The organism is Achromobacter sp. SIMBA_011, from assembly GCF_046535435.1.
Lineage (GTDB): Bacteria > Pseudomonadota > Gammaproteobacteria > Burkholderiales > Burkholderiaceae_B > Achromobacter > Achromobacter dolens.
Window position 1 is genome coordinate 40,198 of sequence record NZ_JAWRWN010000006.1, and the last position, 15,090, is coordinate 55,287.

The window sequence follows — 15,090 nt, forward strand, 5'->3', positions numbered from 1 at the left end:
TGCACTGGGAGGCCGGATCGGCGTTGACGCGCCAGCGCGCCTCGGCCGGGTAGTCTCGGCCAGAAAGTCTCATGACGCGCCCCGAATCACTGCCAAAATGATGCAATTTTCGCGAGGAACGTGACAGAATATCGGGCACCCGCGTCACGGCTGTACCGCCGAACCCCGTATTGATCAGGTCCTGAAATGCCCGTTATCGGCGATCCGCCTCCAACCCGACCTCCTGGCGAGGGCGTGGGCAGCGGCCATGGCGGGTCCGACGACGCCCTGGAGCGGCTGGCGCGCCTGGCGCGGCGACTGTTCAATGTCGACACGGCAATCGTTGCCCGCGCCGACGCCGCGGGCGCATGCGAGGCGATGGCCGGCACGCCCCCCGCTTCGCCGCAGCCTTGGTCCATGCAATCCCCCATCCGCGCCGCCGACGGACGCCTGCTGGGTAGCTTGCGCCTGCTGCACGGACAGGATCGCGCTTTCACGGATGAAGACAGCCGGAACCTGCAAGACCTGGCGGACCTCGCGGCGACCGCTATCGCCCCCCAAGCGCGCGAGCGCGCCGACGAAATCGCCTGGCGGGAGGAAGCCAGGAAGTTGTCGCTGGCCATCGCCGGTAGCGGCACGGGGGTCTGGGACCGCAACGTGGTGACCGGCGAGATCACCTATTCGCCCGGCTGGAAGGCCTTGCTCGGCTATTCCGAGTCCGAACTCACGACCCGCATCGAAGACGCCTACCAGCGCCTGCACCCGGACGACCTGGGTTTCGTGCAAGCCGCCATGCAGGACCATTTCGACGGCAAGACCGAAAGCTACGAGGTCGAGCACCGCATCCGCTGCAAGGATGGCAGCTACAAGTGGATCTGCAGCCGGGGCAAGGTGGTCAGTCGCGACGAGGCCGGCAAGGCGCTGCGCATGATGGGCACCACCACCGACATCAGCGCGGTGCGCGCCCTGGCGGAACGGCTCAAGCTCACGGCGGACCTGGTCGTCAACCTCACCGACGCCGTACCCGGCCTGGTCTTTCAGTGCCAGGCCGTGGCCGAGGGCGGCGCGAGGTTCTCGTATGTCAGCGCCGGCATCCGCGACATGTTCGAGCTGACCGCCGACGACGTGCGCGCCAGCGCCACCGCGATCGAACAGCGCGTCCATCCCGAGGACCTGCCCGCCTACCGGGCATCGCTGCAGCAGGCGACCGCCGCGCTCACGCGCTGGCACCTGGAGTTCCGCGTTTGCCTGCCGCGGCAGGGGGTGCGGTGGCGGCTGGGCGACGCCAGCCCGAGCCGCGAGGCCGGCGGGGGCGTGGTCTGGCACGGCTTCGTCACGGACATCACCGACCGCAAGCGCGCTGAACTGGAATTGCGCGAACTCGCCGCCACCGACGCGCTGACCAGCCTGCCGAACCGCCGCCATTTCATGTCGCGCATCGCTGCGGAGCTTGCGCGTATCAAGAGCGACGGCGGCCACGGTTCGGCGGTGCTCATGTGCGACCTGGACCACTTCAAGCACATCAACGACACCTGGGGCCACGCCATCGGCGACGGCGTGCTGCAGCACTTCGCCCGCATGCTGCGTGCCCAGTTGCGCGAGATCGACCTGGTGGGCCGTATTGGCGGCGAGGAATTCGCCGTCGTGCTGCCGGACACCGACATCGAAAGCGCGCACCTGTTCGCCCACGACGTACAGCGCCGCATCGCGGATACGCCCTATCTGACGGGCGGACAGCGCATTCCGCTGACGGTCAGCATCGGCATTTCCGCGCTGCATACGCACGACGACGACGCGGAACTGGCGCTCAGCCGCAGCGATCGCGCGCTGTATTACGCCAAGCAACGCGGCCGGAACCGGATCGAATCGGTGTTTTTCAGGTAGCGCGAGCCCGACGCATGGGTTTGCCTCAGGGCGGGTCGCGCAGGTCGACAGCCAGGCGCAACAACCTGTTGATTTCGCCAGTCAGATGGCGTTTGCGACCCTGTTCCACGATGCTGATGCTGCGAAACTCCTGTGGCCCCGGCAACGGCAGCACTTTCAATGCCGGGTCTTTGTTCCAATGGACGTTTTGCAACAAGGGCACCAGGCTGACGCCCACTTGCTGGCGCACCAGCGCCGCGATGCCAAGAATCGAGTTCAGCTCCAGGATTTCCTGCGGTTTGACTCGCAATCGGTGCAGCACCCGATCGGCTTTGGAACCGGTGGCGGTATTGCGGTCATAGCGGATGTAGGGCTGAGTGGCCAGCAGCTCGGTGATGTCCGGCGTTTTTGCATGGGCCTGCGCGCTGGCCAGCAGGATCAGCGGTTCGTCATAGAGCCGCGAGCAGCTCAGCCCTTTGAATTCCTGCCTGGGCGACTTCACCACGACCGCCGCATCCAGCTCGCCGGCCAGCAGCAGCGGCGCCAGCTCATCAGAACGCGCGCTGGTCAGCGTGACCGACACTTTGGGATGGATGGCCTTTAGCTGCACCAGGCAATTGGCCAGCAGCCCCATGGCCGAAATGATGCCGCCCACGGTGATTTCGCCTTCCATGCGCAAATCCCGATCCGGGTCTTCAAGCATTGCTTCGTAATCGGCCACCAAGCGCCTGGCGCGCGGAAGCAGCAGCGTCCCGTCGCGACTCAAACTCGTCTGTCTGTGATTGCGCTCGAACAACGTACGGCGCATTTCGTCTTCAAGCGCGCGCATTTGCTGACCCACGGCGGCGCTAGTCAACGCGACCCGGTCGGCCGCGGCGGCAAAGCTGCCCTCCTCCGCGACGGCAATGAATGTTCTGAGAAACCGGATGCTGCTCATGGCGCGAGGCGATTTTTAGGTAAAGATTCACTTTACTCCAATTAAAACTAAATTAGATTTTCTTTGTATAGGCACTGGCGGATACTGCGGGTCTTCTCATTGAATGGTGTAGACCATGAGCACTGCTACCCCGGATTCCCAGGCCGACCTGCTGGCGCGGCAAAACGCGCGGCGTCTATACGACCAAGGGCCGACAACGGTCTATGCCCATGTGGGCGACAAACGCTTCGCCTATTGTCTTTACGTTCCCGAATCCATCGAAGACGCAACGCGTCCCGTGGATCTCGTGGTGGTCGTGCATGGGTCCAACCGCGCGATGGAAACCTACCGGAACAGCTTTGCCGAGTTTGGCCGCTGGAACGACTGCGTCATCCTGGCGCCGCTGTTTCCGGTGGGCGTGCTGGGCGATGGCAATGGCGACGGCTACAAGCAAATTCTTGAAGGAGATATCCGCTATGACCAGATCCTGCTGGATATGGTCGCCGAGGTCGGCAAGAAGTACGGCCGCAACTTCGACACCTTTGCCCTCTTTGGCTATTCGGGCGGCGGCCAGTTCACCAATCGCTTCTGCTACCTGCACCCCGACAGGCTCTGGGCCGCATCGATCGGCGCGCCGGGTTCGGTCACGCTGCTGGACACCGCGCGCAAGTGGTGGGTGGGCGTGGCCGACATGGAGACGCGGTTTGGCAAGGCGCTGAACCTTGATGCGCTGCGTCAGGTCCCCATCCACATGGTGGTCGGCGCGGCGGATCTCGAAACCTGGGAAATCACCCATCGCCCCGGCGGCAAGCACTACATGGAAGGCGCCAACGACGCCGGCCGCACCCGGCCCGAGCGGCTGGAACGCCTGCGCGCCAGCTTCGAAGCGGCGGGGGTGAGCGCCACGCTGGATCAGATTCCCAACGTGCCCCACATGGGCATCAAAGTCATGCCGGCCGCGCAGAAATTTTTCGCGGCGGTGTTGCGCGAACGGCGGGCTCGCCAGGCGCAGCAATAAGCACAAGCGGCACGGCCAGGTCCTGGCCGCGCCGCCCACCCATTGAAGGAGGATTACTTCATGCGCAACAGTGTAAAGGCCGCCCTGGGGTACGCCGCGCTGGCGTTGACGCTGGCAACGGCCGGAAGTCTCGCCGCCGAGCCATCACGGATTCAGGTCGGCATCAGCGGTGATATCCGCAGCACCGACCCCGGCGTCAACCGGGACGAGAACACCGACGCCGTCGTCATGCATATGGTGGAAGGCCTGGTGGCCTACCGCGAAGACGCGACCGTGGGGCCGTTGCTGGCCGACTCGATCACGGTTTCTGATGATGGACGCAGCTACCGCTTCAAACTGCGCGAGGGCGTGCGGTTTCATAACGGGGCGCCGCTGACCGCCGCCGAAGTCTTGTGGACCTGGCGCCGCTACCTCGATCCCAAGACGCAATGGCGCTGCCTGGGCGACTTCGACGGCCGCGGCTTGCTCAAGGTGCAGGACATCAGCAGCCCGGACCCGATGACCGTGGTGTTCACCCTGGAACAGCCCAACGCCTTGTTTCTGGCGACGATGGCCAGAACCGATTGCGGGGGCACGGGCATTCTGCATCCGGATTCGCTGACGCCGGAAGGCGCGTGGCGCTCGCCAGTGGGAACCGGGCCGTTCAAGCTGGGGCAATGGCAACGCGGGCAATATGTGGAGCTGCAACGCTTTGCTGACTATGCGCCGCGTGCCGAGGCAAAGCCTGACGGGTATACCGGCAACAAAGCCGCGCTGGTGGACCAGGTGCGCTTTGTCGTGATCCCCGACAATGCGACGGCCAAGGCCGCGCTGATGGCGCGCGGCGTCGATCTGCTGCCCGACGTGACGGCGACCGACGCGGCCGACTTGAAGCAGGCCAAGGGCTTGACCATCCAGGTCAGCCCGGCAATGTCCATCAACGGCCTGCTGTTCCAGACCCGCGACCCTTTGCTCAAGGATGTGCGTATCCGCCGCGCCATTGCGCTGTCGCTGGACTACGGCCAGATGGTCGCCACGCTGTCCAGCGGACTGTCCAACGTCAACAATTCGGCCGTGCCCAGCAGCAGCACCTACTATGACGCGGCGACGGCCAAGGGCTACCGCACCGATCTGGCCGAGGCCCGCGCCTTGCTGAGCGCGGCCGGCTATCGCGGTCAGCCGATCAAGATGATTGTGAACAAGCGCTACCCGCAGATGTTCGATATGGGCATTCTGAGTCAGGCCATGCTGGCGGCCGTGGGCATCAACATCCAGATGGAGACGCTGGAGTGGGGCACGCAGCTTGAACGCTACCAGAGCGGCAACTATCAGATGATGGCGTTCTCGTATTCTCCCCGCTTCGACCCGGCCCTGAGTTTCGAGCAGATACTGGGTGACAAGTCCAGGGAGGCCCGCAAGGTCTGGGACAACGGTGAAGCCATCGACATCCTGCGCCAGGCCATGCGCGAAGCCGATCCGGCCAGGCGCCAGGCGCTATTCGATCGGTTGCACGACATGCTGATCAAGGACGTGCCCATGGTCATCGTCTACAACGGGACCGCCATCGGCGCCTTCCGTGATGGCGTCCAGGGCTATCGAACCTGGCCGATTTCCAAGCCGCGCCTGTGGGGCGTGTCTTTGGCGGCGACCACGAAATAGGCCCGTCATGTTGCGATTCTTCATTCAGCGCCTGGGCATGGCGCTGCCCACCCTGCTGCTGATCTCGATCATGGTTTTCGGCCTGATCCGCTTCATCCCGGGCGACCCCGCCCTGCTGATGCTGGGGGATATGGCGGACGCGCAAAGCCTTGCCGACATGCGCAAGGCCCTGGGACTGGATCACTCATTCGTGACCCAGTACCTGATCTGGATACGGGCGGTGCTGGGCGGCGACTTCGGCTTGTCAATCAGTAGCAGCCAGCCGGTGCTGGGCCTCCTGGTCGAGCGCTTCAGCGTCAGCGCCGTCATCGTGCTGATCTCGGTTGGACTGGCAGTGCTGCTGGCTGTTCCCGTGGGCCTTTACGCCGCCTGGAAGCAGAACAGCCTGATGGATCTGGGCCTGGTCGCCGGCGCCACCCTGCTGCTGTCAATTCCCGCCTTCTGGCTGGGCTTGCTGCTGCTGTACTTCTTCGGCATGAAGCTGGGGTGGTTGCCCATCGTCGGCTACGTCAGCGTCAGCGCGGATCCGTTGCGCGGCCTGAGCTATCTGGTCCTGCCGGTGGTGACGCTGACGCTCGTGGAGTTCGGCTCCATCGCCCGCATGGCCCGCGCCAGCACGATCGAGGTCTTGCGGCTGGAATACATCGCCCACGCCCGCGCCAAGGGCCTGTCGGAATCGGCGGTGCTGTGGGGCCATGCCTTGCGCAACGCCTTTGCGCCGACCTGGACGCTCGTGGGCCTGATCCTGGGCAATCTGCTGGGCGGCATTGCGGTGTTGGAAACCGTCTTCACCTTGCCCGGCATCGGCCGGCTCATGGTGGATTCGATCTTTGCCCGTGACTATCCGGTCCTGCAGGGGTGTCTTTTGTTGATCACCAGCATCTATGTCGTGGTGAATTTGATCGTTGACCTGCTGTATCCGGTCTTTGATCCCAGGGTGAAACTATGAATGGCGACGTCATCTCCTTGCCGGCCGCCCCCGTGCGGCGCCGCGGCCTGCCCGCGCTCAATGCCTTGATTGGCGGCGGCCTTCTGCTGGGATTGGTCGCGCTGGCGCTGCTGGGCCTGGTGTGGACGCCGTACGACCCGCTCAAGCTCGATCTGAGCCTTCGGCTGCAGGCGCCTGGCGCGCGGCACTGGCTGGGCACGGACGAGTTCGGCCGCGACGTCCTGAGCCGGCTGATCATCGGCGCATCGACCAGCCTGTGGATCAGCCTCCTGTCCGTGGCGGTGGCGTTGGGATGCGGCACCCTGATCGGTATGCTGGCCGGCTACCTGCGCGGCTGGACCGACCGCATCCTGATGATGTTCAACGACGCCCTGCTGGCCTTTCCCGGCATTTTGCTGGCCCTGGGCATTATGGCCGTGCTGGGCGCCAGCCAGTACAGCATCGTCCTGGCGTTGGGCATGGCCTACACGCCGTCGGTGGTGCGGGTGGTTCGCGGCAGCGTGCTTTCGCTGCGTGAGCGCGAATTCATCGAGGCGTCCCGGGTCATTGGCAATTCCGAGCTATACACGATGTTCCGCCACGTCGTTCCCAACTGCCTCGCGCCCGTGTGCGTGCTGGCCACCAGCATGTTCGGCTGGGCCTTGCTGTCCGAAAGCGCACTGAGCTTTCTCGGACTGGGCGTACCGCCGCCCGCGGCCACCTGGGGCAGCATGCTGGCAGCCAGCCGTCCCTACATTGCGTCGGCCGCATGGCTGGGCGTGTTTCCCGGTGTGCTGATCAGCATGGCCCTGCTGGGTATCAATCTGTTTGGCGATGCCCTGCGTGATCGCCTCGATCCGCGCATGAGGAAATGAACATGACCGAGAACGCATCCCTGTTGTCTGTGAAGCACCTGAAGATTCGTGCCGGCGTGGATGGCCCGCTGGCCGTGAACGATGTCAGTTTCGAGCTGGCGCCCGGCGAAATCCTGGCGCTGGTGGGAGAGTCGGGCAGCGGCAAAACCATGGCAGCGCGCGCCGTCATCGGCCTGTTGCCCGCCCCCATGCAGATGGCGGACGGCAGCATCGGCTTCAAGGGCCGGACGCTGGACACGCGCAATGCCCGCGCCTTGCGCCGGGTTCGCGGGGCCGAGATCGGCATGGTTTTCCAGGAACCCATGGTGTCGCTCAACCCGGCACTGACCATCGGCCGTCAAATGAGCGAAGCGCTCAAGCTGCATACGCGGCTCGGCGCGGCCGAGATCCGCCAGCGTTGTCTTACCATGCTGGAGCGCATCGGCATCAAGGACCCGGTACGCTGCCTGACCGCTTATCCGCATGAGTTCTCGGGCGGCATGCGCCAGCGCATCATGCTGGCGTCCGTCATGCTGCTGCGTCCGGCGTTGCTGATCGCGGATGAGCCCACCACGGCGCTTGACTGCCTGGCCCAGCTGGATGTCATCGAACTGATGCTGGAGCTCACGCGTGAACAAGGCACGGCCGTGCTGTTCATCAGCCATGACCTTTCGCTGGTGGCGCGCTATGCCCACAAGGTTGTGGTCATGCGAAATGGGCAGGCGGTCGAACAGGGGCCCACGGCCTCGATCCTGCTGAACCCGCAAGCCGAATACACCCGTCAGTTGCTGGAGGCACTGCCCCGCCGCGGTGTCCTGCCGCCCTTGCCCCATGCCGGCGCACCGCTGGTCGAGGTCAAAGACGTATCCGTCGAGTACCCCGGTCCGCGCGGCTTCTGGCAGCGCGGCGCCGCCTATCGCGTGGTGCGCGGCGTGGACCTGAGCATCGCGCCAGGTGAAACGCTGGCGCTTGTCGGAGGCAGCGGTTCCGGCAAGACGACGCTGGGGCGCGCGGTGGCCGGATTGGTCAAACCCCGCGCCGGGAGCATCAAGTTTGAAGGCGTGGACCTGCTAAAGTCCGTCAACCGCAGCGTCCGCCTGCAATGCCAGATGATCTTTCAGGATCCGTATTCCTCGCTGGACCCGCGCATGCGAATCGGGCAAATCCTCGCCGAACCCCTGCGGCATTGCGATGACTTGAACGACGCGCAGCGTCGCGCGCGCGTGGCGGAAACGCTGAACGACGTCGGCCTGAATCCGTCGTTCCGGGACCGCTTCCCACATCAACTGTCTGGCGGCCAGCGTCAGCGTGTGGCGATCGGCCGCGCCCTGGTACGCCGGCCGAAGATGGTCATTGCCGATGAGCCGATCTCGGCATTGGACATGACCATCCAGAAGCAGATTCTGGATCTGTTCGAGCGTCTGCAGAAGCAATACGGCTTTGCCTGCCTGTTCATCTCGCACGATCTGGCCGCGGTCGAACGCATCGCGCATCGCGTGGCGGTGATGAGCCAGGGCGAAATTGTCGAAATCGCCGCCCGCGACGCCTTGTTCGACACGCCGCAACACCCTTACACCCGCAAATTGCTGGCCGCGGCCAGCCCGCTGGAAAAGCTGGCCAACGGGGGCTATCGCATCCGCCCGGCCCAAGCCTGAGCCGGCCGCCGGCTCAACCCATCAAGGAGATTCCATGACCGACGCCAGTCCCGTTTCCAATGCCTTCTGGGCGCCTTTCACCCCGATGCGGCAGTTTCACCAACAGCCCATGATGTTCGACAGCGCCGAAGGCATGTACTACCGCACGCCCGACGGCCGCCAGATTCTGGACGCCATGGCCGGCCTGTGGTGCGTCAACGCCGGCCACGGCCAGGCGAGCATTGTGCAAGCCATTCAAGAGGCCGCCGCGCGCCTGGACTTCGTTTCCTCGTTCAAGATGAGCCATCCGGGCGCGCAGGCCATGTCGGATGCCCTGATTGCCCTGGCGCCCGAGGGCATGACCAGAGTGTTCTTCACCAACTCCGGCTCCGAGGCCGTCGACACCGCCTTGAAAATTGCGCGCGCCTATCATCAGGCTCGTGGCGACAGCCGCCGCACCAAGTTCATCGGCCGGGCCAAGGGCTATCACGGCATGGGATTTGGCGGCTTGTCCGTCTCGGGCATCGGGCGCCAGAAGCGCGACTTCGGGCCGCTGCTGGGCGAGGTCAGCCATTTGCCGCTGCCGTATGACGCCAGCATGCGCTTTAGCGCCGGACAACCGGATCACGGCGCCAGCTATGCGGAAGCGCTGGCGCAGTTGCTGGACATCCAGGACCCCGGCACGGTGGCCGCCGTCATTGTCGAGCCGGTCACCGGTTCCGGCGGCGTGTATCCGCCCCCGGTCGGCTACCTGCAACGCTTGCGCGAGCTGTGCACGCAACATGGCGTGCTGTTGATCTTTGACGAAGTGATCACCGGTTTTGGGCGCGTGGGCGACAACTTCGCCTCGCAGGTGTTTGGCGTTACCCCTGACCTGATGACCGTGGCCAAAGGCCTGACCAACGGCGCGGTGCCCATGGGCGGCGTCATCGTCGGCGGCGCCGTCTACGAAGCGTTCATGGCCGGACCGCCGCAGGTGGTGGAGCTGATGCACGGCTACACCTATTCCGCCCACCCGCTGGCGTGCGCGGCCGGCCTGGCGACGCTGCGTCTGCACCAGGACCTGGAGATCAACGCCCGGGTGCGGGAGATCAGCTCCCATTGGCAGTCGCAAGCGCTGGCGCTCGAAGGTCTGCCGCATGTGAACGATGTGCGCAGCATCGGCCTGCTGTGCGCCGTCGACCTCGCGCCGCGCGCCGGCGCGGCCGGCATGCGGGGCGCGGATGTCGCCCGCCATTGCTTCGAGCAGGGCGTACTGGTGCGAGCGTCCGGCGACATGATTGTCATTTCACCGCCGCTGATCATCAGCCCTGCCCAGGTCGAACAGATTTTTGATTGCTTGCGACGAGCGCTTCTTGTTGACGGCATCTGACCGGGCCGGCGGCGGATGCGAAGAACATGGAGCAGCGATAAAAAAGGAACGCGTCACAACCCCCGCGGCGGATCTGAAGCGTATCCCTTCAAATGGGCAAGAAACGCCCGGGAGGCCACAGTAAGCGTGTCCTCCAGATAGACAACCTCCAGACTGGTATCGAGCAATTTGCTTGGGTCGCGTAGCGCCACCGCGACCACATCTTTCCGGGCGGAGCGCGCCGCGGTGGACGGAACCAGCGCCACGCCCAATTTTCCGGCGACCAGCGCGATGATCGTGTGGATATGCGCCGCTTCCTGAACGATCTGCGGTTGGAATCCCGCTTCGAGGCACGCGGCGCTGATACGTTGGTGAAAGGCAGGTACGCGAGTGGCAGAGAAAGATACGAATCGCTCGTCACTGAGTTCAGCCAGACGGATCGCTTTGCGAGAGGCAAACGGATGCCCGCGAGGCAACAGCGCCACCAGGCGGTCTCGAGAGACCGGGAAATGAAGGCTTCCGGCAGGATAGGGAACGGGCGGCGTCAGCACCCCCAGGTCGATTTTGCCCTCGTCCACCATTGAGGCGATCTCGATGGATACGCCTTCAACCAATCGAAGCCGTACTGCCGGGTGAGACGAAGAGAACCGCGCCAAGACTGCGGGAAGCAGGTCGACCATCGCCGACGTGATGAACCCAACCCTGACCTCTCCGAGTTCCCCGCGTCCGACCGCGCGAGCCATGTCGAAAGCGCGAACGCCGTGCGCGATCAGCTTTTCCGCCTCCCCTTTAAGCACAACCCCGGCGGCGGTGAGCTGCACGCCCACCGCGGAACGCACGAACAGCGACGTTCCCACGGCCTGCTCCAACTGCCGCATGGCGACACTGAGCGGAGGCTGTGACATCCGCAACGCTTCCGCTGCCTTGCGCAGGCTTCCACACTCGGAAACCGCCAGGAACTGGCGTAACACCCGAAGATCCGGGATGGCTGAGGGTATATGTCCCATGTATCGCCTAGATCATGAACGATATTAGACGCGATGATCCCATCCACGTAAATTGCTTGCAAGCACCAAAGGCGCCGCACTGAATCGACGGCTTGGTGCGAAGCAACATCCGAGCCAGTATTCATGAAAGTTACCGCGACCCTTGAAGAGTTGCCGTCCGAGAGTTGCTGTCCGCTCATATGGAGCCATACATGCGCTTTGCTCCCATCGCTTTGTCCGTAATTTGCACGTTTTCCGCGTCGGTGTCGTTTGCACAGGGGGAAGCCTATCCGGCAAAGCCCATTCGTATTGTTGTTGCGACCCCGCCCGGTTCGACCCCCGATGTGGGCGGGCGGCTCGTGGCTGCGCGCCTGTCGGCCGATCTGAAACAGGCCGTGATCGTTGAAAACCGTCCCGGCGTCAATGGACTGCTCGCAGCCCGCGAGGTGCTCCGCAGTGCCCACGACGGCTACACGCTGCTGCTCGCGCCATCGAGCACCATGGCGATCTCTCCCTACATCCACCCCAAACAGGCGGGATCACTCCCCGCCGATTTCGCCGCCGTCAGCCAGATATACAAGACGGACTTCAGCCTGATAACGCGCGCGGGATCGGGGCTGGAGTCCGTGTCCGACATCATCGCCGCAGCCAAAAACCGGCCTGGAAAGCTGGTCGGCGCGTTTGCCGCGGTGGGCAGCGCCTCGCACGTATCGCTTGAGCTTTTCAAGCAGATGGCCGGTGTCGATATCTACGCGGTGCCCTTCAATGGCAGCCCGGCCGCGTCCCTGGGCGTCGCGTCTGGCGAGGCGGACCTCCTTTTTGAGACGGTTCCATCCACCGAACCCGTGGTGTCTTCTGGAAAGGCGCGACGTATCGCCATGACGGGCCCGGAGCGCTTCGCGTTGGCGCCGTCAATCCCGACGGTGGGCGAAAGCGGATTGCCGGGCTTTGTGGTGACGACCTGGGCAGGAATCTTCGCGCCGAAGGACGTGCCAGCGGACCGGATTCAACGGATATCGGATTCGATCGACAGAGTCTTTCAGGACGCGGCTGTCGTGCAGCAGATGGCGGCATCCGCGCTGCTGCCAGGCGAGCCCTCCGCCCCGCGATTCCAGGCGATCTGGCTGTCCGATCTTGAGATGTCGAAAAAGGTGGTGGCAGCCGCCCCGGAACTACAGCAGGAGAACAAGTGATGGATTTGGGAATTGATGGCAGGACCGCCCTGGTGATGGGTGCTGGGGGTGGGCTGGGTAGCGCCATTGCCAAAGCGCTCGCGCAAGAGGGGTGCCGCGTGATTCTGGCCGATGTGGATCTTGCTTCGGCGCAGCGGGCGGCTTATGCGATTGCGGAGCTTGGCGGGATCGCGCGGCCCGTCGCCTGGGATCTGTCGGATGTCGGGTCGATCAGCCGCCAAGTGATGCTGGTGAAACAGGAGAATGGGCCGATCGATATCCTGGTGAACAATTCGGGCGGCCCCGCGCCTGGCATGACCCACGACATCACCGAACAGCAATGGCATCGCTACTTCGATTCGATGGTGCTGTCGTTGATGACGCTGACCCGACTGCTTGTGCCGGATATGCAGGCGCGGCGCTGGGGACGGGTGATCACGTCAACCTCCTCGGGAGTCGTCACTCCGATACCGGGCCTTGCGGCTTCCAATGCCTTGCGGCTCGCCTTGGTGGGCTGGTCGAAATCGCTGGCGCAGGAAGTGGCGAAAGACGGGGTGACCGTCAACGTGGTGATTCCCGGGCGCATCGCCACCCAGCGAATTGCCGCGCTCGATCAGTCTCGCGCCAAAGCGGCCGGGCTGACGCAGGAGATGGTCGCCGCCAGCAGCACATCGACCATTCCGGCTGGCCGCTACGGGGAGCCCGCCGAGTACGCCAACGCCGTGGCGTTTCTTGCAAGCCAATGTGCGTCCTACATCACGGGGACGTCGCTGCGCGTGGACGGCGGGCTGATTCCCGCCATTTGAACGAGAGAAGACATGACTATTGATGCACAAAGCCGACGCGAGATCCGCGCGCGATTCTTGAAGGTTGACACCGCCAATGTGGCGGACGTCATGGACACCATGGGCCTGATGGACCAGAGTCTTGCGCCAGAGTTCAGGCAATTCACCGGCACGGACAAGCTGGCGGGCTGGGCGTATACCATTCGCGGCCAGATGGTCCCCGGCCCGCTCGGCGGCGACGAACAGAAGATGCAGGCCTGCCAACAGGTGTCCGAGGATGAAGTGACCGTCTGGAGCGGCGATGGCAAAGGCGTCTGCTACTTCGGCGAACTGATCGCCCTTGGCATGCGGGAGCGGGGAGCCGTGGGGGCTTTGATCGACGGGGGAATCCGCGATATTCATTGGCTGCACAAGATGAACTTTCCCATCTTCGCCAAATACCGGACGCCGACGCAATCCATCGGCCGCTGGCGCGTTACCGGGTTTCGCGAGACCGTCTACCTGGCGGGAGCCACCAGCGCGCTCGTCCCCGTCAGCCCGGGCGACTTCATTCTTGCCGACGCCGACGGCGCGATCGTTATTCCCGCGCGGCATGTCAACGACGTGCTCGCCGAGGCGGAACGGCTCACCGCCCAGGAACTGCAACTGCGCGCCGAGCTGAACCACGGCCTTACCCTGTCGGACGCCCTTGCCAAGTACGGACATGTCTGAGCTTTCGTTTCGCCCCCGACATGCAGACGAGTCCATCGGATCCGCGCGGGCGACCGCGGCCACAATGGTTTCCGCGCTGCCGACCACGACCGTGACTGGCGTTTCGCTCTATGCGTACGTCGCGCCGGCCGAGTCGATCGCGTCGTCCTTTGGCGTACGCAGCGAACGCGGCGCCGTTCTGATCCGGGTCGAGGACGCATCCGGATCCTTCGGTTGGGGCGAAGTGTGGTCGGGCATGCCGGCTTCCGGCGCCTTGCACCGGCTGAATCTGCTTCGCGAGTTCGTCGCCCCCGCGCTGGTGGGCACAACATTCCAGGCGGTGCAGCCAGCCATCGCACGCCTGCGCAGCCTGACGCTGCCGATCATTCGCCTGGCGGGAGAGCGAGGGCCTGTCGCGCAGATTCTTGGCGGCATGGACACGGCGCTCTGGGATCTCCAGGCCAGGCGAATGGGTCTGCCCCTGTATCGCGTACTCGGGGGCACGCAAGCCCGCATGCGCTGCTATGCGAGCGGTCTGGCCCCGGACACGCCGGCCGCTCGCCTGGATGTCTTGCGGCAGGCGGGATATAACGCATTCAAGTTCAAGGCGGGATTCGACGATGCCAGGTCTATCCCGCTATTGCTCCGGCAACGGCGGGCGCTGGCGCCAACAGAGGCGATGATGCTCGATGCAAATTGCGGGTGGGATCTCGCCACTGCCACGCAAGCGCTGGCGCAGTTGGATGACGGCGATTTTTCCTGGATCGAGGAACCGCTGGGCCCGGAATGTCCCGCCGCCGAATGGCAGGCGCTCAAAGCCAGGACGCGAATCCCGATTGCTGCCGGTGAGAACCTTGCCGATATCGACGAATTCGTCGCCGCCCTGTCCTGGCTCGATGTCATTCAACCCGACGTGGCGAAATGGGGAGGAATCAGCGGCGCTCACGAAGTCGGACTTCGCGCCATCGCCGCGAACAGGCAGTTCTGCCCCCATTCGTTCGGAACCCAGGTCGCCGCCATTGCGTCCGCTCACGTCCTCGCGGCGACGGGAGGGGAAGGATACCTGGAGCTGGACGTCAACCACAACCCGCTTCGGGCCACGTCCACTTACGGGGAATGGATCAAAGACGGCGTGCTGTCGCTGACCGAGGCGCCCGGCTTGGGATTCGAACTTGATCTGCGCGGTATCGAACCTTACTGCCGCGCTTCCTGCGTGATCGGCGCGAACGCATGAAGGACGGCCCACCGCACGGTATCTGACTGGCGCGCGGTGTCG

General features: G+C 64.4%; 13 protein-coding genes. 11 read left to right on the forward strand and 2 right to left on the reverse strand.

All coding sequences use genetic code 11. The annotated features are described in order from the left end of the window. Window positions 1-234: 234 nt before the first annotated feature. Window positions 235-1,863 (forward strand): diguanylate cyclase, encoded by a 1,629-nt coding sequence (locus SB816_RS20145; RefSeq protein ID WP_410547418.1) that lies wholly within the window; start codon window positions 235-237, stop codon window positions 1,861-1,863. A gap of 25 nt (window positions 1,864-1,888) precedes the next feature. Here SB816_RS20145 and SB816_RS20150 read toward each other — a convergent pair whose 3' ends face one another. Continuing rightward, window positions 1,889-2,779, reverse strand: a complete 891-nt coding sequence (locus tag SB816_RS20150; RefSeq protein ID WP_063580257.1) for a LysR substrate-binding domain-containing protein — start codon at window positions 2,777-2,779, stop codon at window positions 1,889-1,891. Between the two features lie 115 nt (window positions 2,780-2,894). Between SB816_RS20150 and SB816_RS20155 the strand changes: the two genes are divergently transcribed. From SB816_RS20155 to SB816_RS20180, 6 genes are read left to right on the forward strand one after another with little or no spacing between them, the layout of a single operon-like run. Then, a complete protein-coding gene (locus SB816_RS20155; protein WP_410547419.1) occupies window positions 2,895-3,776 on the forward strand; it encodes an alpha/beta hydrolase in 882 nt (293 codons plus the stop codon). Between the two features lie 60 nt (window positions 3,777-3,836). Continuing rightward, window positions 3,837-5,414: an ABC transporter substrate-binding protein gene (locus SB816_RS20160; RefSeq protein ID WP_410547420.1), complete on the forward strand. Its 1,578-nt coding sequence runs from the start codon at window positions 3,837-3,839 to the stop codon at window positions 5,412-5,414. Window positions 5,415-5,421: 7 nt separating this feature from the next. Next, entirely contained in the window at window positions 5,422-6,363 is a 942-nt protein-coding gene (locus SB816_RS20165; RefSeq protein WP_410547421.1) for an ABC transporter permease, read from the forward strand. Further along, complete coding sequence (locus SB816_RS20170; protein WP_054416095.1) at window positions 6,360-7,217, forward strand: ABC transporter permease; 858 nt, start codon at window positions 6,360-6,362, stop codon at window positions 7,215-7,217. Before SB816_RS20165 ends, SB816_RS20170 begins: the two co-directional genes overlap by 4 nt. Beyond that, a complete protein-coding gene (locus tag SB816_RS20175) occupies window positions 7,214-8,851 on the forward strand; it encodes an ABC transporter ATP-binding protein (RefSeq protein ID WP_410547422.1) in 1,638 nt (545 codons plus the stop codon). The genes SB816_RS20170 and SB816_RS20175 overlap by 4 nt, the downstream gene beginning before the upstream one ends. Before the next feature lie 34 nt (window positions 8,852-8,885). Next, window positions 8,886-10,202, forward strand: coding sequence for an aminotransferase class III-fold pyridoxal phosphate-dependent enzyme (locus SB816_RS20180; RefSeq protein ID WP_410547423.1), 1,317 nt, complete (start codon window positions 8,886-8,888; stop codon window positions 10,200-10,202). A gap of 53 nt (window positions 10,203-10,255) precedes the next feature. Here SB816_RS20180 and SB816_RS20185 read toward each other — a convergent pair whose 3' ends face one another. Continuing rightward, window positions 10,256-11,188 carry a LysR family transcriptional regulator gene (locus SB816_RS20185; protein WP_082401989.1) on the reverse strand — a complete coding sequence of 311 codons (933 nt, stop codon included), beginning with the start codon at window positions 11,186-11,188 and terminating at the stop codon, window positions 10,256-10,258. Window positions 11,189-11,379: 191 nt separating this feature from the next. On the opposite strand from SB816_RS20185, the gene SB816_RS20190 reads away from it, so the two are divergent. From SB816_RS20190 to SB816_RS20205, 4 genes are all read left to right on the forward strand, one after another. After that, a complete protein-coding gene (locus SB816_RS20190) occupies window positions 11,380-12,360 on the forward strand; it encodes a Bug family tripartite tricarboxylate transporter substrate binding protein (protein ID WP_410547424.1) in 981 nt (326 codons plus the stop codon). After that, entirely contained in the window at window positions 12,360-13,145 is a 786-nt protein-coding gene (locus SB816_RS20195) for an SDR family oxidoreductase (protein WP_410547425.1), read from the forward strand. Before SB816_RS20190 ends, SB816_RS20195 begins: the two co-directional genes overlap by 1 nt. Window positions 13,146-13,157: 12 nt before the next feature. Next, the gene (locus SB816_RS20200) at window positions 13,158-13,835 is read left to right on the forward strand and encodes an RraA family protein (protein WP_081273645.1); all 678 of its coding nucleotides are present in this window, start codon (window positions 13,158-13,160) and stop codon (window positions 13,833-13,835) included. 64 nt (window positions 13,836-13,899) lie between these two features. After that, a complete protein-coding gene (locus SB816_RS20205; protein ID WP_336235941.1) occupies window positions 13,900-15,048 on the forward strand; it encodes a mandelate racemase/muconate lactonizing enzyme family protein in 1,149 nt (382 codons plus the stop codon). Window positions 15,049-15,090 lie beyond the last annotated feature (42 nt).